General features: G+C 39.9%; 16 protein-coding genes, 1 tRNA gene and 2 pseudogenes. 8 read left to right on the forward strand and 11 right to left on the reverse strand.

The genetic code is table 11. The annotated features are described in order from the left end of the window. Nucleotides 1–268 precede the first annotated feature (268 nt). Nucleotides 269–562 (reverse strand): annotated as a pseudogene (locus tag MKI85_RS12705) (transposase); the annotation flags it as partial. 486 nt (nt 563–1,048) lie between these two features. Next, a complete protein-coding gene (locus tag MKI85_RS12710; RefSeq protein WP_241628100.1) occupies nt 1,049–1,174 on the reverse strand; it encodes an Arm DNA-binding domain-containing protein in 126 nt (41 codons plus the stop codon). Between the two features lie 312 nt (nt 1,175–1,486). Here MKI85_RS12710 and mutS point away from each other — a divergent pair, with 312 nt between their 5' ends. From mutS to MKI85_RS12730, 4 genes are all read left to right on the forward strand, one after another. After that, nucleotides 1,487–4,123, forward strand: coding sequence for a DNA mismatch repair protein MutS (gene mutS / locus MKI85_RS12715; protein ID WP_241628101.1), 2,637 nt, complete (start codon nt 1,487–1,489; stop codon nt 4,121–4,123). A gap of 465 nt (nt 4,124–4,588) precedes the next feature. Continuing rightward, nucleotides 4,589–4,912: a ferredoxin FdxA gene (gene fdxA / locus MKI85_RS12720; RefSeq protein WP_004812595.1), complete on the forward strand. Its 324-nt coding sequence runs from the start codon at nt 4,589–4,591 to the stop codon at nt 4,910–4,912. Nucleotides 4,913–5,046: 134 nt separating this feature from the next. After that, entirely contained in the window at nt 5,047–5,763 is a 717-nt protein-coding gene (locus MKI85_RS12725; RefSeq protein ID WP_241628102.1) for a D-Ala-D-Ala carboxypeptidase family metallohydrolase, read from the forward strand. Nucleotides 5,764–5,888: 125 nt separating this feature from the next. Beyond that, nucleotides 5,889–6,554: an O-methyltransferase gene (locus MKI85_RS12730; protein ID WP_241628103.1), complete on the forward strand. Its 666-nt coding sequence runs from the start codon at nt 5,889–5,891 to the stop codon at nt 6,552–6,554. 128 nt (nt 6,555–6,682) lie between these two features. On the opposite strand, the gene MKI85_RS12735 is transcribed toward MKI85_RS12730, so the two are convergent. The 8 genes from MKI85_RS12735 to MKI85_RS12770 all read right to left on the reverse strand — a co-directional run bounded on the left by MKI85_RS12735 (nt 6,683) and on the right by MKI85_RS12770 (nt 12,393). Continuing rightward, nucleotides 6,683–7,525 (reverse strand): universal stress protein, encoded by an 843-nt coding sequence (locus tag MKI85_RS12735; RefSeq protein ID WP_241628105.1) that lies wholly within the window; start codon nt 7,523–7,525, stop codon nt 6,683–6,685. Nucleotides 7,526–7,647: 122 nt separating this feature from the next. Continuing rightward, the gene (locus MKI85_RS12740; RefSeq protein WP_241628107.1) at nt 7,648–8,265 is read right to left on the reverse strand and encodes a DapH/DapD/GlmU-related protein; all 618 of its coding nucleotides are present in this window, start codon (nt 8,263–8,265) and stop codon (nt 7,648–7,650) included. Then, nucleotides 8,258–8,851: an IMPACT family protein gene (locus MKI85_RS12745; RefSeq protein WP_241628109.1), complete on the reverse strand. Its 594-nt coding sequence runs from the start codon at nt 8,849–8,851 to the stop codon at nt 8,258–8,260. The genes MKI85_RS12740 and MKI85_RS12745 overlap by 8 nt, the downstream gene beginning before the upstream one ends. A gap of 126 nt (nt 8,852–8,977) precedes the next feature. Beyond that, complete coding sequence (gene lptB, locus MKI85_RS12750) at nt 8,978–9,724, reverse strand: LPS export ABC transporter ATP-binding protein (RefSeq protein WP_241628111.1); 747 nt, start codon at nt 9,722–9,724, stop codon at nt 8,978–8,980. Next, complete coding sequence (gene lptA / locus MKI85_RS12755; protein ID WP_241628113.1) at nt 9,724–10,290, reverse strand: lipopolysaccharide transport periplasmic protein LptA; 567 nt, start codon at nt 10,288–10,290, stop codon at nt 9,724–9,726. The genes lptB and lptA overlap by 1 nt, the downstream gene beginning before the upstream one ends. Then, entirely contained in the window at nt 10,274–10,828 is a 555-nt protein-coding gene (gene lptC / locus MKI85_RS12760) for an LPS export ABC transporter periplasmic protein LptC (protein WP_241628115.1), read from the reverse strand. The genes lptA and lptC overlap by 17 nt, the downstream gene beginning before the upstream one ends. A 44-nt stretch (nt 10,829–10,872) precedes the next feature. Continuing rightward, the gene (locus MKI85_RS12765) at nt 10,873–11,412 is read right to left on the reverse strand and encodes a KdsC family phosphatase (protein ID WP_100242974.1); all 540 of its coding nucleotides are present in this window, start codon (nt 11,410–11,412) and stop codon (nt 10,873–10,875) included. Nucleotides 11,413–11,415: 3 nt separating this feature from the next. Beyond that, nucleotides 11,416–12,393: a KpsF/GutQ family sugar-phosphate isomerase gene (locus MKI85_RS12770; RefSeq protein WP_241628224.1), complete on the reverse strand. Its 978-nt coding sequence runs from the start codon at nt 12,391–12,393 to the stop codon at nt 11,416–11,418. A 255-nt stretch (nt 12,394–12,648) separates the two neighbouring features. Here MKI85_RS12770 and cysS point away from each other — a divergent pair, with 255 nt between their 5' ends. From cysS to MKI85_RS12790, 4 genes and pseudogenes are all read left to right on the forward strand, one after another. Beyond that, nucleotides 12,649–14,070: a cysteine--tRNA ligase gene (cysS, locus tag MKI85_RS12775; protein ID WP_241628117.1), complete on the forward strand. Its 1,422-nt coding sequence runs from the start codon at nt 12,649–12,651 to the stop codon at nt 14,068–14,070. Between the two features lie 65 nt (nt 14,071–14,135). Next, a tRNA-Gly gene (locus MKI85_RS12780) sits at nt 14,136–14,211 on the forward strand. Nucleotides 14,212–14,699: 488 nt separating this feature from the next. Continuing rightward, nucleotides 14,700–14,882, forward strand: a pseudogene (locus MKI85_RS12785) (hypothetical protein); the annotation flags it as partial. A 233-nt stretch (nt 14,883–15,115) separates the two neighbouring features. Beyond that, nucleotides 15,116–17,344: an OsmC domain/YcaO domain-containing protein gene (locus MKI85_RS12790; protein WP_241628119.1), complete on the forward strand. Its 2,229-nt coding sequence runs from the start codon at nt 15,116–15,118 to the stop codon at nt 17,342–17,344. Nucleotides 17,345–17,734: 390 nt separating this feature from the next. On the opposite strand, the gene MKI85_RS12795 is transcribed toward MKI85_RS12790, so the two are convergent. Further along, nucleotides 17,735–19,081: an OprD family outer membrane porin gene (locus MKI85_RS12795; protein ID WP_241628121.1), complete on the reverse strand. Its 1,347-nt coding sequence runs from the start codon at nt 19,079–19,081 to the stop codon at nt 17,735–17,737. Between the last annotated feature and the right edge of the window lie 80 nt (nt 19,082–19,161).

Consider the following 19,161-nt stretch of genomic DNA (forward strand, 5'->3'; position numbering starts at 1 on the left):
GATATGATTCAACATAATGTTTTTAATAAATATAAAGTAAATGTCGTAATTATAAAGTTTGCCGTATAGTATAAAAAAATAGCGTTTTTGACCAGTGCCGACCTGAACTTAAGGGCACTTTGTGACATAAATTGACAATATAGAGAGGAAATTAGCCAGCATTATTTAGGCGACAGGTGCATGATTTTATAAATAAAAATGCGATAAACATTTAACGGCTTTGTTGCACAAATATTTATAATTTGAAGCGTCTCCAACACACTCAAATTTAAGTCACAACTCGGGTATGCGGTCGGCCTAATACTTTAAATTTATTCAGAACTGCAATTCTCACATGTATTTCATTTACCTGACTTGAAAAATATCTAGCTGACAACTTATCACCTAATAATTTGATGCAATGCATTTTGGTTTCGACCAAACTTCGCCGATGATAGCCTGACCATTTTTTCCATAATGTCCTGCCTAATTGTTTAACTATTCAAAGTAATTCATTTCGCTCTCGCGAGCTAGTCTTTTTATCTTTCTATGGCTTCGCATTTTTTCTGGATGGAATATTGGCAGTTAATTTCACTCTAGTTTGCTTCAAGCTAGATTTTGCAAGTAATCCAGAGTTTGCAAAAGTATCAGAGAAATAATCTAGACCAATACAATATTCATAAGCAGCTGTCAGTTCAGATAGCACTTTCCCAGCTTGAACTTGGGCGCCACGATCAATAATACCCTTAATCAAACTTACTACATCTTTACAGGTAATCTCTACAGCAGCTTTTTCACCAATACTTCCAACTATATCTATATATAAGGTACGTCTAGTTTCAATTTGTCCTTTGATTGCTCTGCTCCCCTTTACAACTTTCTTTTTCTTACTCTGTTCATCTACAATATGCTTATCTTCAATTACGTTCTCTACATATAAATCAACAACATTTTTGACAGATAACACTTCAGGCGCAGCCGCTTGCCGTATCTTATTTTCAATTTTAGAATTTTTCCGCTGCGTAATTGGGCATATGCCTTAGGCACGCAATAATTTTAATTTTTGCAGTTATACTCTAGCCTTAGCCAAGGATAGTGCTGGATAGTGACCAAGGGTTATTGTTTTCAGCGAATTATCTATAGGGCTACGATATCTGTATTTAAAACTCTTAACATCCGTCTTACCACAGCTCACCCTCAAGCCTGAATATTCACCTACATCCGTTTAATCTTTGTCACCTGCTTTCATTTTTCAATTGCACGTGCTGATAAAGCTACTTTTTTAACCGCTATGTTTTCTAACATTTCATTTCTCTTTTGTTCGGCACACTGAATTTGCTAACATACATCGCGTAACTAGAGATGGTTTTTCCATCAGCCTGAATACTTTTATACTTTTTTAAAAATCAGTTTTTCCGATTGAATCGCATCAACAAATCACGATTTGTGCAGATTCCGACACCCTACTTACCTTTTTAAATTATTGAAACTTAAGGATTTCATATACATGAGCTTGCAAGACATCATAGCCAATATTGATTCACACACTCCTATGATGCAGCAGTATTTAAAAGTCAAAATGCAGCATCCTCATGCCTTAATGTTTTATCGTATGGGCGATTTCTACGAATTATTTTTCGATGATGCACATAAAGCAGCCAAACTGCTCGGGATTACGCTCACCCATCGCGGCAAAACCAATGGCAACCCCATCCCAATGGCGGGCGTACCCTTCCATGCGGCTGAAGGCTATCTTGCGCGCTTGGTCAAAAAAGGCGAGACCGTTGTTATTTGCGAACAAGTTGGAGAAGTGACAGGTAAAGGGCCTGTGGATCGTCAAGTGGTCCGCATCCTGACCCCAGGTACGCTTACAGATGATGCCTTACTGAATAGCCATCAATCATCCAACTTAGTGGCTTTGTGTTTACAACAAAACCAAATTGGTATTGCCCTACTCGATTTAAGTGCGGGTATCTTCAAAGTACAACAGCAGGATTTCAAGCTAGAACAACTCAGTATTGAATTGGCACGCCTCATGCCAAGTGAAATTCTGGTCGATGAAGATATTGTCGATCCAAATATTTTAGAACAAGTCAAAAAGCAACTCGACTGCCCTGTGACTAAGCGTCCAAATGTTGATTTCAATTTAAATAATGCACAAAAAACCTTGTGTGATCAGCTCGGAGTTTCGACCCTCTCTGGTTTTGGTATCGATCATTTACCTTTGGCTAAAGCTGCGGCTGCTGCGCTAATCCATTATGCCAAAGAGACGCAAAAAACTGCTTTACCGCATATTCGCAGTATTCAATTAGAACAAAGCAGTGACTTTATTGCGCTTGATCCTGTGACGCGTCGCAATTTAGAAATTGTTGATCCATTATTTGAACATGGGACTTCATTATTTCAACTGATTAATGACTGTCAAACCGCCATGGGCGGGCGTTTACTTAGCCGCACCCTCATGCAACCATTGCGTGATACCGCCTTGCTCGATGCACGTCTGGATGCCATTCATGCGTTTATTAAAGGCTATCATGAATCTCCTATTCGCTTAGTGCTAAAAGAAATTGGCGATATTGAACGCGTTTTAAGTCGTGTTGCTTTAGGCAGTGCCCGTCCACGTGACTTGGTGCAACTGCGCCATGCCAGTGCTCAACTCCCTTTCTTACGCCATGCACTCAATCCAATTGTTGCCAACCAAGAATCTAAATTGGTTCAGCAATTAAATGAGGAACTGGGTGATTTTCATGGTTTGCATCAACGTCTATTGGCAGCAATTGTGGAAAATCCACCTGTACTGTTACGTGATGGTAATGTCATTGCCGAAGGTTTTGACAGTGAGCTGGATGAGTTACGTAAAATTCGCGACCATGCAGGACAATTCCTGATTGATCTGGAAATTAAGGAACGCGAAGAGTCTGGTATTTCAACCTTAAAAATCGGCTACAACCGTGTCAGTGGTTATTACATTGAACTGACCCGTGCTCAAGCAGAACAAGCACCTGCACATTACATCCGTCGTCAAACCTTAAAAAATGCAGAACGCTATATCACGCCAGAACTGAAAAGTTTTGAAGATAAAGTGCTCTCTAGTGAATCTCGTGCATTAGCGCGTGAAAAAATGCTGTTCGAAATGCTCTTAGATGAATTACGTCAAGAGATTGCTGCGTTACAAATGATGAGTGCTGCGATTGCGCAAATTGATCTACTTTGTAACTTTGCTCATCAAGCCCGTTTAAGAAACTGGAGTCGACCTGAGTTTAGCCCTGAAATCGGCATCAAAATTACAGCAGGTCGCCATCCTGTGGTTGAAGCATTGAATAAAACTGCCTTTACTCCGAATGATACACATCTAGATTATGCGCATCGTATGGCGATTATTACCGGTCCGAATATGGGCGGTAAATCGACTTTTATGCGTCAGACCGCATTGATTAGCCTTCTCGCGTATTGTGGTTGTTATGTCCCTGCCCAATCGGCAAGCTTAGGTCCAATTGACCGTATTTTTACCCGTATTGGTTCTGCCGATGACTTATCGACAGGCAAATCGACCTTTATGGTGGAAATGACTGAAACCTCGCAAATTCTGCATCATGCCACCAATCAGTCTTTGGTGTTGATGGATGAAGTTGGACGCGGCACCAGTACCTATGATGGTCTATCTTTGGCATGGGCGTGTGTCTTGGATTTAACCAAACGTGTGAAATGTCTTTGCCTGTTTGCAACCCATTATTTTGAACTCACCGAACTCAGTAAAGAGTCTGGTATTTATAACTATCATGTGAGTGCTAAAGAATTAAATGGCAATTTGATTCTGCTGCATAAGGTTCAGCAAGGTCCTGCCAGCCAAAGTCATGGCTTACAAGTTGCCAAATTAGCCGGTATTCCAGCCAATGTCATTAAAGAAGCGCAAAACCGCTTGAAGATATTGGAGCGTCAACAACAGCAACATGTGAATACCGCAGTACAGCGTGATTTGTTCGCCCCTGCAGCGCCCGTTGAACCTGATATTATTGAACGTGTGATTGAAGTTGAAAAAGTTTCTCCAGCGTTGGAGATTTTAAAAGAGCTGGATGTCGATAACCTCACCCCACGCGAAGCTTTGCAACATTTATATATGTTGAAAGAACAGCTAGAAAATTAAGCACCCCACCATAGATCGGATCAATTATACCGATCTATGGTTTCATTCACCTGAAGCCCCGAATCATGCAACTCAAACGCTGAATATAAGACCTTATTCTTCCTGCAATCTAAGTAAACCATAGTGATCTAAATAGTTTGGACGAATTTATAGACAATAAAATTAAAATATAGTCCTATAAACATACACTTAATTTGTATATTTATATGTTTTAATTTCCACCACCCTTATAGAAACACTGAAACAGACAAAATTCTAAATACTTGTTTTATATAAAATAAAAATAGGATCCTTCATACAAATTTGAACTCTAATATTCAATTATTGCTATTAATTATCATTTACTTAAATGTATTTCATGAGTTTGAATAACAAATATCAATAAAAGGAATTGTTAGTTGCCCCTTTTTTTGCCTAAAATACTGCATGAGTAAATAAAACCATATTATTTAGGTAGCTGTCGCCATGACCTTTGTTGTCACTGAAAACTGTATTAAATGTAAATATCAAGATTGCGTAGAAGTTTGCCCTGTTGACTGTTTCTACGAAGGTCCTAACTTCTTGGTGATTAATCCAGACGAATGTATTGACTGTGCACTATGTGAACCAGAATGCCCAGCAAATGCAATTTTCTCTGAAGATGAGCTTCCAGAGGGTCAAGAAGTATTTATCGAGCTAAATGCTGAGCTTTCACAAAAATGGCCGAACATCACACAAATTGGTGACCAGCCTGCTGACCGTGAAGAATGGAATGGCAAAGCTGACAAGTTACAATACTTGGAAAAATAAGCCATACAAAAGATCAGCAATTGCTGATCTTTTTTTATACCAAATGCACACATTTGATTGCAATATTTACAAATTTAAATCCCTATTTTCGATTAAAATAAGCACCTATATTTCTAAGCATTTGATTTTCATACATGAAGCATTTTTTCAAGGGTGTGCTCACATTGAGTATGATCCCTTTGGTTATGATCGGATGTAGTTCATCTCCTCATAAATCTGGGCAAGGTACACCTCATGGAAAACGAATTTTCATTCCTCAAGAACGTGTGATTATTGAAAGACCTATCCCCCCAAAAATCATTCCTTATACCTATAACAGCTGGGTCGCAGCCAGTGATAACTTACGTCGTGTTCGTGAATACGAAATTTTCCTAGAAAAGAATAATGTAGGTAATATTATTCCAAGCTTCGAATTATTACGTACTGCAAGAGATTGGCAAAAATGTGGTCGCGCCCAATACATGATTCCAACACGCGAATTATGGGCAAACCAAGTACCGACTTTAAGAGTCTTTAAATACCTAGTGGCGGCTAAAGTCCTCACTGACTTTGAAGTCACTTCCGTGTATCGTGATTTAACCCTCAATCAATGTGCGGGTGGTGCAAGCTCTTCACGTCACTTGTTCAATTCAGCCATCGACTTCCGTATTGGACCTGAATATCCACAACCCGAAGATTATGCTTTTATTGAAAATACCAAGTTCAAACTGTGTCAATTCTGGGAGCAACATGGTCAAAGCCTCAACATGGGCCTAGGCTTATATGCTTCAGGTCAAATTCATATTGATACCCAAGGCTATCGTACTTGGGGGCCCGACTTAAGTCGTTATTCATCTATGTGTAATTACTAGAATAGCATTCAATTACAGAGGTCTTTGCACCTCTGTTTTTATTTTAGTGATTAATCTTCAGAGAGAATTGCACTCTGTCTGGAAAAGTTTAAAATGCTCTGATTCGAAATTTAGGCGCTAAGATTATGCAAGAAATGTGGTCTGAGATTGATAATTTTATCGATACACATTTAATTCCTGAAGACCCAATCCTGTTACAAACCCTTGAAAATACAGCTCAAAAGGGTTTTCCTGACCACCTCGCAGTTGCTCCGAATCAAGGCATGCTGTTACAAATGCTGATTCAAATGAATGGGTGTAAACGGATACTGGAACTTGGAACCTTTGCAGCATATAGCACTATGTGGTTAGCGCGCGCACTTCCACAAGATGGCTATATCCTGACTATTGAAGGTCGTGATACGCATGCCGCTTTAGGACAAGAGAATATTGATCGCGCCAATTTACCGCAAACCATCGAATTAAAAGTTGGGCGTGCAGCAGATGTTCTTAAAGCCTTACCTGCTGATTTTGAGCCTTTCGATTTCATTTTTATTGATGCAGACAAACAAAGCTATCCTGAATACCTTGAACTCAGTTTAGATTTATCTCATTCAGGTACAGTGATTGTGCTAGATAATGTGATTCGTGCTGGCGATATCGTAAATCCAGAAAATCGCAAGCCAAGTATTGAAGGGATTCGCGAAATGTTTGCACGCTTACAAAATCATCCACGCTTATTATCATGCACAGCACTACAAACCGTGGGAAGTAAAGGACATGATGGTTTTGCGATTGCAATCGTAAAATAGCATAGAAAGAACAAAAAACACTCTATTGTATTTTTATTTTAAAATACAATCATTTACAAAGCTTGTCCATATAGTTATCCACATATAATGCGGATAACTATAAATCTAACAGATTCCACTTAATTTGCTTATTTTGCAACCAATAGTGGGACTGTTGAATTCCTGAATATTGTAGTGGTGATACTTCCCAAAAAGAACTGGTGAATTTTACTGTGGCTAAATGCCCCCATAACCACTAATTTAATATCATGTTCTCGCTGATATTCCAAGATGTTTTCTGAAACATCACCATAACGATATTCCACCACCACATCCAAACCCGCATCACGTAGGTACTGCGAAGGCTCATTCAAGATTTCTGGGTGATCACCCACATAAAGCAAATGACATTGTAATAAGCGCAGTAAATCGCTTTGTGCAATACGTTGCATCATCTTGACGCAGGTCGGTGAATATTCATAAGCAAAAATAAAGCGCGTCGGTGGCACAAAGTTCTCACCTACGGTGAGTACTGTACTACTGACCCCACGGATAAAGTTTTCTACATTGCCACCAATTGGCTTGTTACGTTCCGCAGAGCGCTCTCCGACTCTGCCAATCACCGCAATATCATCTTCTTTGAGCACATGAAAACTTTGTTCTAAAAAGTCGCCTTTTTCCTGAATATGGGTCGCATCTAATCCATATTTTTCTTTGACCATTTCAGAAATGTGATTGAGTAGGTTATTGCTATAATCCAAAGCCAACTGGCTTTGCTTCTGTTCTAGCTCTGCCAGCTCTTTAAGCAGCATGGCATTGCTTTCAAAGCCGATCACCCCACTAATTTCACCCAAATGATAGCTGGCAGGATAGTAATCTAGTACTTGTAATAACACGAGTTCGCGTTGTGTTTGTTTTGCAATCCAAGCTGCTGCTTCTGCGACAGCATTGATGCAGGGAGAAGAATCTATACACGCTATTACCCGTTTCATTGTTCGCCTCTCAATTAGTCTCTTGTGACTATAGGTCTAGTTGTTGACTCTAAACTTAGCACATCTGTGCATGAGTTGGCAGCATTTGTGTAACCGATAGTGATGAAAAATATACAATTATTCTATTCACGGTAACGAATGAAACGTGCTGGATTACCTGCCACAATTTCTCTTTCACCTACATCTTTGGTGACCATGCTCTGCATTCCAACGATGGCATGATCTCCAATTTTCACACCATCTCTAACGCCCACGTGTGCACCCAGCCAAACATCACGTCCAATCTCGATGCCTTGTGATCGGACTGGCTGCTGATAAATCGGTTGATCTAACTGCATGCCATGATCAAATGCATACAGATGGCTATAAGCAGCAATACGCACCTGATCATGCAATTTAATCCCAACACGTCCACCATCCAAAATACAGTGATGATTAATTGCGACCTCATTACCAATGTCAAGCGGTCCATGCAGGGTACAATCAGCAGCGATGAAACAGTTATCTCCTATACGTATAGTACGACCACGTTCCGCAAAAATATGCGCGAGTGGTGAGATAAAACAATTCTTTCCTATCTCAACTGTTTCCATCTCACGTAAATACTGCTGATATTCATTTTGCCATTGCTCTGCCCACTCGCGATGCTTAGGTTTTAAGCTCCAGTACAACCAAGGCATATAATTGAGTCGATGTTTATGCTGCTCACGATATTTGAGTAATGGATCTTGTTCAGTCATGCTCTTCCACCACCTTGAGATGCTCACGACCACGTGTGACATCGCGAATTTTATCGGTTAATTCTGAAATTTGATGGACTTGTAACTGCAATTCCACAGCCACACCATCCGCAGTATATTGTTCTTGGAATTCGATGCCCTGCTGTTGCATTTCATATTGAAAAATAGACCACTCTGAAAATTGGCAATTAAAATGTGCCATTTTCTTTTCTATCAATTCAATCTTTTCAGCCTGAAGAAGACACTGCCCAGCACTGCCGCCATAGGCACGGACCAGACCACCTGTTCCTAATTTCACCCCGCCATACCAACGATTTACTAACACCAATACATTGGTCAGCTCATTGCCTTCTATGGTTGCGAGTATGGGTCTTCCTGCAGTCCCTGAGGGCTCACCATCATCGTTAAATCTTACTTGATGTCCAATTTTCCAAGCCCAGCATTGATGAGTCGTCGTGATGTCTTTATTTTCTTCAAGAAATGCCTTTACCGCTGCTTCATTTTCAACAGGCACTGCGATCGCTTGAAAACGGCTTTTCTTAATTTCTTCTTCGTAACAGACTTGGGCTGCAATGGTGAAAGGCATATTCAACTATAACTGGCAGGATCAAGATAATTGTAACGTGTTTTGATTCTAGACTTAAACCTACTCCCAAGAAAAAACCCCCATACAAATGGAGGTTTAGTCTGAAACGTAAACGTATATTGGGCTTTAAACTTTAAAATCCTCGCCCAAATACACCTCACGTACAGTTTCGTTTTCTAAAATTTCTTGTGGTGTACCTTCAGCAATCACGGAGCCTTCACTCACAATATAAGCGCGTTCACAAATTGCCAAAGTTTCTCGCACATTATGATCAGTAATGAGTACACCAATACCACGGTCTTTTAGGGTACGAATGATGTCTTTAATATCATTCACCGAAATTGGATCGACCCCAGCAAAGGGTTCATCTAGCAACATAAACTTTGGATCAGCTGCTAAGGCACGGGCAATTTCAGCACGGCGGCGTTCACCACCCGACACACTCATGCCTAAAGAATCTTTAATATGGGTGATTTTGAAATCCGCCAATAACTCAGCTAAACGCTTTTGACGTTGTTGCTTATCCAAATCTTTGCGGGTTTCTAAAATCGCCATGATATTTTCAGAAATGGTGAGCTTTCTAAAAATTGAGGCTTCTTGTGGTAAGTAGCCAATGCCCTTTCGTGCACGCTCATGCATCGCCAAATCAGACATATCCAGATCATCCAGATGGATTTCACCCTTGTCCATACGCACCAGTCCAACCACCATGTAGAAACTGGTGGTTTTACCCGCACCATTTGGACCAAGCAAACCTACAATCTGTCCACTTTGCATACTAAATGAAACGTCTTTCACCACCCAACGTTTACTGTAGTTCTTCGCAAGGTGCTTAATACAAAGGGTTTGTGTCGCAGTCTCAACCTGATTCATTAATCACGCGCTCCAGGGAAGGATTTAGTACTTGAAGGCGGAATCACAATCTGCACACGTCCTGAGGATGAGCCTGTGCTGTTTGGCGTTCCTATCGCTTCAATATCGCCTTTGTTCATGCTGTATTTTAATGTATTACCACGAATACTGGCACCATCTTGCTCTAATAACGCACCACCTGACATAGTAATAATACCTGTTTCCGCATTATAGACAATTTTTTGTGCCTGCCCTTTGGCTAAGCCTTTATTGGCATCTAGCTGCTGCTGAAAACGTGCAGGTGAACCTGAAGCAGTAATTAAACTGATCTGTTTTTTCTGGTTTAGGTTGGCAACAATCGAAGCTGCCTGTAAACGCATGGTGCCCTGTTCAATAATCACATTACCAGAATATGTAGTCACACCTGTTTTTTCATTAAAGGTCGCACGGTCAGCCACCAATGAAATTGACTGATTACGATCCGATGGAATTGCAAAAGCAGAAGATGCAGCAATGATCCCAAAACTTAGAACAACTGCTTTTTTAAGGAAAGCTTTATAAGCTTGAAACTTAAGATTTTGGTTCATACTTTCCTCGAATATTAAAAAATTCGTATTGACCATCATTTAAATTGGCTTTCAATCCCTGACTAACAAACTCCGCCTGCGGAGATTGTACGGTCACTTGATGGTTTGTTTCTATTACACGGCTTTCAGGATACGCAGTCAGCTCATCTGTCAAAAACTGCATTTTCCCCTGTCCTTGATCGAGCAACTTGGTTGCTACAACTTGTTGAGATAGCACAACTGTTTTGTTGTCCTCATAGCCATTGGCTTGTTTAGCAAAAAATGTCGCATCCACAGCACCATTTTTATACAGAGAAGCAGTCAAGTTTTCGAGTTTAGACGTTTGCTTTTGCATATCCTGCTCTAGTCGGTCAACTTGAGCACGAACATAGAGATTTCCCGCATCATCAGTCTGGGTTAGATTAATTTTTTCTGCGGAGTAGGTCATACTCCTTGCAGACTCAATTTCTAGTTTATTTCCCTTACCACTGTAATAGTAATAACCACCACTTACAGCAGCAATGACAATCGCTGTGATATATAAAACTTTAGTATCCATAAGTGTGGTTCTTCACTAAAAACAATTATGTACGTATATAAACATTAATGTGGGATTGTAATAAATTTTTCAAGTAGCTCTTGGTAAGTCCCTTTCGCCATCAGCAACATGTCGCAGATCTCGCGAACCGCACCACGACCACCCATCGCTTGGGTAACCAAGTCAGCACGACGACGTACTTCCACGTGACCATTTGGCACAGTGACTTTCATCCCTGCTATAGCAAATGCTGAAAGATCAGGCCAGTCATCACCCATATATAAACAGTCTTCAGGTGAAAGATTTAATTGTGCACAGGCCTCACGCAAAGCCACGCCTTTGTCTTCACGACCTTGGAATACTAAGTCGACGCCCAAATCTGACATACGTTTTTCAACAATATTACTTTTACGACCCGTAATAATAATGACTTTGATGCCTGATTTTTGCACCAGCTTCATGCCTAAGCCATCACGAATATCAAAGGATTTAATTTCATCCCCTGTATTGGTCAAAGTTACAAAACCATCACTTAAAATACCATCGACATCTAACACTAGCGCTTGAATATGACGTGCTTGCTCTAATAAAACATAAGATGCCATGGATTAATTTACCCCTGCTTGAATTAAGTCATGCATGCTGATGACACCAATCACTTTATTGGCAGCATCAACCACTACAAATTGGTTAATTTTTTTATCGCGTAATTTTTCTAAGGCTTGCACAGCACGTGCTTCCTGCGAAATGGTCGCTGGATGTTGAATCATTACTTCTGAAACAGGCAGATTCACATCGAACCCTTGTTGCTTATCAATTAAACGGCGCAAATCACCATCGGTAAAAATACCCAATAAGCGATTTTCTGAATCGACAACTGTAGTTAAACCCAAACGCTTATTGGAAATTTCATACAACACTTTATTCATAGGCGTTTCAGGGGCTACTTTTGGTAGTTCATTGCCAGTGTGCATTAAGTGTTTTACATGTAATAACAAGCGTTTACCCAACGCTCCTGCTGGATGAGAACGCGCAAAATCATCTGCTGTAAAGCCACGTGCTTCTAACAACGCCACGGCTAAAGCATCGCCCAACGCCAAAGTGGCAGTGGTACTTGATGTTGGCGCAAGACCCAATGGGCAAGCTTCTTGAATATTACCTAAAGTTAGAGCAACATCTGCATTTTGCGGCATTGGACCCGTGTCGTCACCGCTGATGGTAATTAAAGGCACTTCCAAGTGCTTAATTAATGGCATCAACATCATAATTTCATCACTCTTACCTGAGTTTGAAATTGCAATGAGTACGTCACCACGCACCAACATCCCCAAATCACCATGTCCTGCTTCACCAGGATGCATGAAGAATGAAGGTGTGCCTGTAGAAGCAAAGGTTGCCGCCATTTTACGACCAATATGCCCAGACTTACCCATACCAGTTACCACCAAGCGCCCTTTGCACTGAAGGATAATTTCGCAGGCACGGCTAAAACGCTCATCAATTTGAGTCGCTAGTACCCCTAAAGCTTGTTCTTCAATGCGCAAAGTTTCTAATGCGGCTTTCTGAAAATCGATTGGATTTGGCATGGTTTGTAGATTCAACGTTAGCAACCTTAAACTCAATATGAGTTGATTTCAGGGCATCTGATCATTATAGAAATAATGACTTACCCCAGTCTCAAGCAAAAAATAATTTTCGCAATTTTATCATATCTATGCAAATGCATCGTTTCTAAATGTATAACTTTTCACTTGCTTATAAAAATAACGTATAAAACTTTGTGAATCATGGACCTTACGTTATGATGAGAAATCTTTTTTTTATCGCAATATGTAAGCCCTATGCAACCTTTTGTTCTTTATAATTCAGAGCAACGTAAAAAAGTAGAATTTGTACCGCGTAAAGAAGGCCATATCGATATGTATGTCTGCGGCATGACTGTGTACGACTACTGTCATATTGGACATGCGCGCGTCATGGTTGCATTTGACTATATTATTCGCTTTTTGCGTAGTCAGGGCTGGAACGTAAAATACGTTCGTAACATTACCGACATTGACGACAAAATTATTAAACGCGCCAATGAAAATGGTGAAAGCATTACTGCACTCACTGATCGCTTTATTCAAGCCATGAATGAAGATGCGGAGAATTTGGGCTGTTTACACCCAAATGAAGCGCCACGTGCGACAGAATATATTGACCAAATGCAAAGCATGATTGGTAACTTGGTTGATAAAGGCACGGCTTACCCTGCAAGTAACGGTGACGTGTATTTCCAAGTTGAAAAATTTGCCAAATACGGTCGTCTTTCGGGTCGCATACTTGAAGATATGCAAGCGGGCGCATCGGAACGTGTTGATGTAGAAGTTGAGAAAAAGCATCCGTTTGACTTTGTACTTTGGAAACATGCTAAAGAAAATGAACCTGCGTGGGCTTCACCTTGGGGTAATGGTCGCCCAGGTTGGCATATTGAATGTTCTGCCATGTCGACGTGCTGCTTAGGCAACCATTTTGATATTCATGGTGGTGGTTCAGATTTAATGTTCCCACACCATGAAAATGAAATTGCACAAAGTGAAGCATCTACAGGCGAACAATATGTAAATTATTGGATGCACGTCGGCTTTATTAACGTTGATGGCGAAAAAATGTCGAAGTCTTTAGGCAACTTCTTTACCATTCGCGATGTGATGGAGAAATTCCACCCTGAAGTGATTCGTTACTTCATTGTGTCTTCGCACTACCGTAGTCCAGTAAACTTTTCTGATGTTGCGTTAAAAGAAGCTAAATCCGCGTTGAGTCGTTTCTATCATTCATTCAAAGCTTATCAACAAGTTTACGGCACCACTACCGTTGAGCAGTTAGATGACGCTTTAGTTGAACGTTTTAATGCCGCAATGCGTGATGACTTTAATACCGCTGAAGCGATTGCAGTGTTGTTTGAAATTAACAAAGAACTGAACCGTGCGGTGAAAGAAGAAAATGCTGAGCAAGCAGCGATTTATTATTCAACGCTACGTCACCTCACCAATATTCTAGGCTTGGTACAACATGACGTTGAAGATTTCTTGAAATCGGATATTGGTCAAGAAGCTTTAGGTTTGTCTGAAGCTGAAATTGAAGATTTAATCCAGCAACGTCAAGATGCCAAGAAAGCCAAAGATTTTGCTAAAGCTGATGGCATTCGTCAGTCTTTATTAGATCAAGGTGTGGTTTTAGAAGATACACGTCAAGGTACTGTATGGCGCCGTGCTGATTAATTCACCAGTTGTGCCAGCAGAGAGTTGACAGTGTAATTAAATTCTCTATAATGCACATCCATATTGCGGGAATAGCTCAGTTGGTAGAGCACAACCTTGCCAAGGTTGGGGTCGCGAGTTCGAGTCTCGTTTCCCGCTCCAAAATTTGAAAGGCGCTTATCGAAAGATAAGCGCCTTTTCTTATTGATTTTTAATAAAATTAATATTTATTAGAATTTCTTATACTTTCACTATCGCCCCCTACTTCCACCTTTAAATGAAAATGTGACCAATTGGTTACCATATAATGACCATGAATTTTGACCCCGAGGTAAAGCCAACTAAGATTGATTCACATATCACATATTTCTGTAATTACACATTTAAAGTCAAGAATATTGCCATTCAGAGTTACAGCTAAAAGTCGACCATCTTCATCCTCGACTACCAATTAAGTCACACATCGAATTATATTTTTTGAGTAAATTTGGTCGCTATAAAGAAATAGATGACATTATCCTTATAATGGCACTTTTACATTGTTGTCCTAAAATTTCAATACAAATTAATTTAGTAAATTAAGAACAAATTTTTCAATCTTGCTCTTTCTCAAAAATGAATTAATCGCCAACCTGAATATCCAGATAAGCACATTAGAGGAATTACAAGCTGATCTAGACGTTTGGCTGAAATTCTAAAATACTGAACAAACTCATCAAGGAAAAATGTGCTGTGGTCGCACGCCACTAGAGACACTATTTGAAGGGAAGCAAATTTGGGCTGAGAAGAATTTAGCTCAAATTTTACCTGATAGGAACCTAACAAATGGGTAACTGTCAGATCTGGTTTGAGCTAGTAAATTTAAACAAATCTAAAGATAGCATTTCCACTTTTAGCTATAAATCTGTAAAATTAGTTCGCATTCGTTAAGCCGTTTTTTAATCAGCCCCAATTCTTTGACTGATTCTTTTTGCAAACCAATTTCTTCATTGCATTCTGCTTTTAATTCAATATTTTAGACGCTTATCAGTCTGGTTTAGGCTTATAAGCATCATTAGGTGCCCACATGGAAATTAAAGTCAATTATCTCGATAACCTTCGACTCGAAGCTAAATTTGATGACTTTACTGTAATTGCTGACCAACCAATTCGCTACAAAGGCGATGGTTCAGCACCAGGACCATTCGACTATTTCTTAGCCTCATCAGCGATGTGTGCAGCATACTTTGTCAAGGTCTATTGCCTTGCACGTAACATTCCAACCGATAACATTCGCTTATCACAAAATAATATTGTCGATCCTGAAGATCGCTATAAACAAATTTTTAAAATCCAAGTTGAACTTCCTGCGGATATTTCAGAAAAAGACCGTCAAGGGATTTTACGTTCGATTGATCGCTGTACGGTTAAAAAAGTGATTCAAACCGGACCTGATTTTGTGATTGAAGAAGTTGAAAGTATTGATGCCGATGCGCAAGCGCTGTTGATGCCGAATTTGGCTTCTGAACATCTGACCCATATTACAGGAAAGGACTTACCTTTAGAGGAAACCATTGCCAATATGTCTGGTTTGTTGGCAGACCTCGGCATGAAAATTGAAATTGCGTCTTGGCGTAATATTGTGCCAAATGTTTGGTCATTGCATATTCGTGATGCACATTCACCAATGTGTTTCTCGAACGGTAAAGGTGCGACCAAAGAAAGTGCTTTAGCGTCAGCATTGGGTGAGTTTATTGAGCGTTTGAACTGTAATTTGTTCTATAACGATCAGTTCTGGGGTGAAGAGATTGCCAATGCCGAGTATGTGCATTATCCAGAAGAAAAATGGTTCCAGCCTGGACCGAATGGTGAATTGCCTCCCGAAATTTTAGACGAATATTGCAAAGCCATTTACGACCCTGAAAATGAACTTTTGGGTACACATTTATACGACACCAACTCGGGCAATACCGAGCGCGGTATTTGCTCGTTGCCTTATGTGCGTCAGTCCGATGGTGAAGTGGTGTACTTCCCTACCAATCTGATTGAAAACTTATATTTAAGTAACGGGATGAGTGCGGGCAATACACTGGCAGAAGCACAAGTCCAATGTTTATCTGAGATTTTTGAACGTGCGGTGAAGCGTGAAATTATTGAAGGTGAAATTGCGCTGCCAGATGTCCCTGCTGACGTACTGGCGAAATATCCAAGTATTATTGAAGGCATTAAAGGTTTAGAAGAACAAGGCTTCCCAATTTTAGTTAAGGACGCATCGCTGGGCGGCCAATTCCCTGTGATGTGTGTAACCTTAATGAATCCGCGTACGGGTGGCGTATTTGCCTCTTTCGGTGCACATCCAAATATGCAAGTGGCGATTGAACGCAGCCTGACTGAACTGATGCAAGGGCGTAGTTTTGAAGGCTTGAATGATTTACCGCAACCGACCTTTAGCTCACACGCTGTGACAGAGCCAAACAACTTTGTTGAACACTTTATTGATTCAAGCGGTTTGGTCTCTTGGCGTTTCTTCAGTGCAAAATCAGAATATGATTTTGTCGAATGGGACTTTAGTGCCGAAGGTCATGCCAAAAATACCGATGAAGCCAAAATTCTGTTTGATATTCTGAAAGATATGGGCAAAGAAGTGTATATGGCCGTCTATGAGCATTTGGGTGCCAAAGCATGTCGTATTTTAGTGCCTGATTATTCAGAAGTGTATTTGGTTGAAGATTTGATTTGGGACAACACCAACAAAGCCTTGTTGTTCCGTGAAGACACACTTAATTTACATCGTTTGGATGATGAACAGTTAGAAGCGTTGGTTGAACGTTTAGAAGAAAGCGAACTCGATGACTATACTGACATCAAGACCCTAATCGGGATTGAATTTGATGACAATACAGTGTGGGGGCAGCTCACCATTCTTGAATTAAAACTATTGATTTATCTGGCATTACAGCAATTTGAAGAAGCCAAAGACTTGGTTGAAACCTTCTTGCAATACAACACCAACACCGTTGAACGTGGTTTATTCTACCAATGCTTAAATGTAGTGCTCGAAGTTGAAATTGATGATGAAATGCAACTTGAAGATTATGAAGTGAATTTCCGTCGTATGTTTGGTGATGAACGTATGGATGCCGCTGTCGGTTCAGTCGATGGCAGTGTTCGATTCTACGGTTTAACACCAACCAGCATGAAACTGGAAGGACTAGATCGTCATCAGCGTTTGCTCGATAGCTACCAAAAATTGCATGCAGCCCGTGCCAAATATTCGAGCATATCTAAAGCGGAATCGCTAGTTAACTTGATCTGATTCAGTTTCGTGTATACAAAGGCTTATAGCCATACTTCTCATTAAAGAAGTATGGCTGTTTCCTCTGTTCATATCATGAGAAAAAGTTACTTAATCTAGAATAAAAAGCACCCTTAATTGAGCATTACGATGTCTAAAATTCTGGATGCTTTAAAAGCATTTTAATTGTTGCTTGATCTGTCAGCTTTACCAAAGCCGCAGGTCAGATGAGGGCGCGAGTTAGAGTCTCGTTTCCCGCTCCAAAATTTAAAAGGCGCTTATCGAAAGATAAGCACCTTTTATTATTGATTCTTAATAAATTTATTTTTAATCAAATCTAGTCATGTTGTAGTACATCACAAGAGATGAGTTCATCTTAAAATCCATCTTTCATCCAAATGCACAAATCTCCTAGAATTGATATGTGTAATTGATTAATACACGATGCTGATCCCAATCTTTACGAGTCATACCGTTAATTTTTTCTCCAAGCTGACCATTTTTAAACCTTGAGTCATAATTCAAATAGGAATATCGAACATCCATATTCTTCACCCAAGGAATTGCATAACTCAACGTTAAATCTAGGAACTGCTCTTTTCCTTCAAGAGCACTACTAATATTGCTTTGATGCGCTCCAAAACCATAAATATACTTAGCTTCAGTTTTTAAGCCTTTGATCTTATCCTTCCAATCGTACTTAAGCCGTAGTGCAATAGCAATTTCATCATTATTGCTAAAATCAGGACCTATGCTAGAAGCTGTAGGAAATGGATTGGTACCATGGTCCTGTGTGAGAACATTGACCCGATCCGAATATGTGGAGAAATTGTCTTCTATCCAAAATCCATCAAATTTAGACACAGCCAATCCTGTCTCAATGTTATGGTTTGCCCAATTCAGGTCTAAGAAATATCCTCTTCCTCGGTTATCAATGTCTTGCCCTTTAACACAATCTAAATCAAATTCAGCACCACATTTAAACAAGGCTCCATCATCACGAGAAAAAAAAGCCCCTCCGCTCAAGCGCCATATATTGTCCGCAACTGGAAGTTTGTATTGAAGAATTGCACCATATTTTTCTAAATAGTTTTTGCTCTTTAGATATTCCGCAGAAAAACTCACATTTTGGGTCTGATACAAGCCTCCAATCAGACCAACATAAGAAATTCGTTCATTATTGTCTGTGACTAATTTTTCAAAAGAATCCATGCTACGTGGCTTCCATTGATCATAATAAGAAATATAAGTTTTCACTTGATCAGTGAGTTTCAATTTTGCACTTGCTCCTGAGAATGTGTCAGGTACAGCACGATTCGTTGTACTTTTAAGTAATAAGGAATCCTGCATTTGACGCCCTACTTTCAACTCACCAATATCTGAAATTTTTGCTTTAACATACAGTTGCCCCAAAGTCGCAAAATTCTGATCTAATTTTCCATTTGCTTGCACTTCTAATAATTGGGTTGTAGGTTTACCAGAGTCGAATATTCTCGTCACGGCATACAATGAGCCATCCATTCCCAACCAGTTTGCCCAGTATTTAGAGCGATAATTTAATTCGACCCCTAAAGCACTTTGTTCATAGCCAACTTCGGAAGGAGACGCATTACTTAGAGTTGGATGAGCTGTCCCTTCATCATTCCAATAACGCGTATTTAGTTTTAATTCCAATGTTCCTAAATCAGATGGCTGTGCTGCATAACTCCATGTACATAAAAAACAGCTCATCACCCCACATACAATATATGGATTCATTTAAAGTTCCTTTTTTAGGCATGAATGACCTTTTGCCTAACTTTTATAGTTAGGCAAAATTCACTGTAGAGAATAAGAAA

Source organism: Acinetobacter zhairuonensis, assembly GCF_022601715.1.
In the GTDB taxonomy this organism is placed as follows: Bacteria; Pseudomonadota; Gammaproteobacteria; order Pseudomonadales; family Moraxellaceae; genus Acinetobacter.

Coding starts and splice junctions, on each gene's coding strand:
- MKI85_RS12790 (WP_241628119.1), top strand. CDS start 15,116: ATGGAAATTAAAGTCAATTATCTCGATAACCTTCGACTCGAAGCTAAA.
- MKI85_RS12740 (WP_241628107.1), bottom strand. CDS start 8,265: ATGACTGAACAAGATCCATTACTCAAATATCGTGAGCAGCATAAACAT.
- MKI85_RS12795 (WP_241628121.1), bottom strand. CDS start 19,081: ATGAATCCATATATTGTATGTGGGGTGATGAGCTGTTTTTTATGTACA.
- MKI85_RS12770 (WP_241628224.1), bottom strand. CDS start 12,393: ATGCCAAATCCAATCGATTTTCAGAAAGCCGCATTAGAAACTTTGCGC.
- MKI85_RS12765 (WP_100242974.1), bottom strand. CDS start 11,412: ATGGCATCTTATGTTTTATTAGAGCAAGCACGTCATATTCAAGCGCTA.
- lptC (WP_241628115.1), bottom strand. CDS start 10,828: ATGGATACTAAAGTTTTATATATCACAGCGATTGTCATTGCTGCTGTA.
- cysS (WP_241628117.1), top strand. CDS start 12,649: ATGCAACCTTTTGTTCTTTATAATTCAGAGCAACGTAAAAAAGTAGAA.
- MKI85_RS12725 (WP_241628102.1), top strand. CDS start 5,047: ATGAAGCATTTTTTCAAGGGTGTGCTCACATTGAGTATGATCCCTTTG.
- MKI85_RS12735 (WP_241628105.1), bottom strand. CDS start 7,525: ATGAAACGGGTAATAGCGTGTATAGATTCTTCTCCCTGCATCAATGCT.
- lptB (WP_241628111.1), bottom strand. CDS start 9,724: ATGAATCAGGTTGAGACTGCGACACAAACCCTTTGTATTAAGCACCTT.
- fdxA (WP_004812595.1), top strand. CDS start 4,589: ATGACCTTTGTTGTCACTGAAAACTGTATTAAATGTAAATATCAAGAT.
- MKI85_RS12730 (WP_241628103.1), top strand. CDS start 5,889: ATGCAAGAAATGTGGTCTGAGATTGATAATTTTATCGATACACATTTA.
- lptA (WP_241628113.1), bottom strand. CDS start 10,290: ATGAACCAAAATCTTAAGTTTCAAGCTTATAAAGCTTTCCTTAAAAAA.
- mutS (WP_241628101.1), top strand. CDS start 1,487: ATGAGCTTGCAAGACATCATAGCCAATATTGATTCACACACTCCTATG.
- MKI85_RS12745 (WP_241628109.1), bottom strand. CDS start 8,851: ATGCCTTTCACCATTGCAGCCCAAGTCTGTTACGAAGAAGAAATTAAG.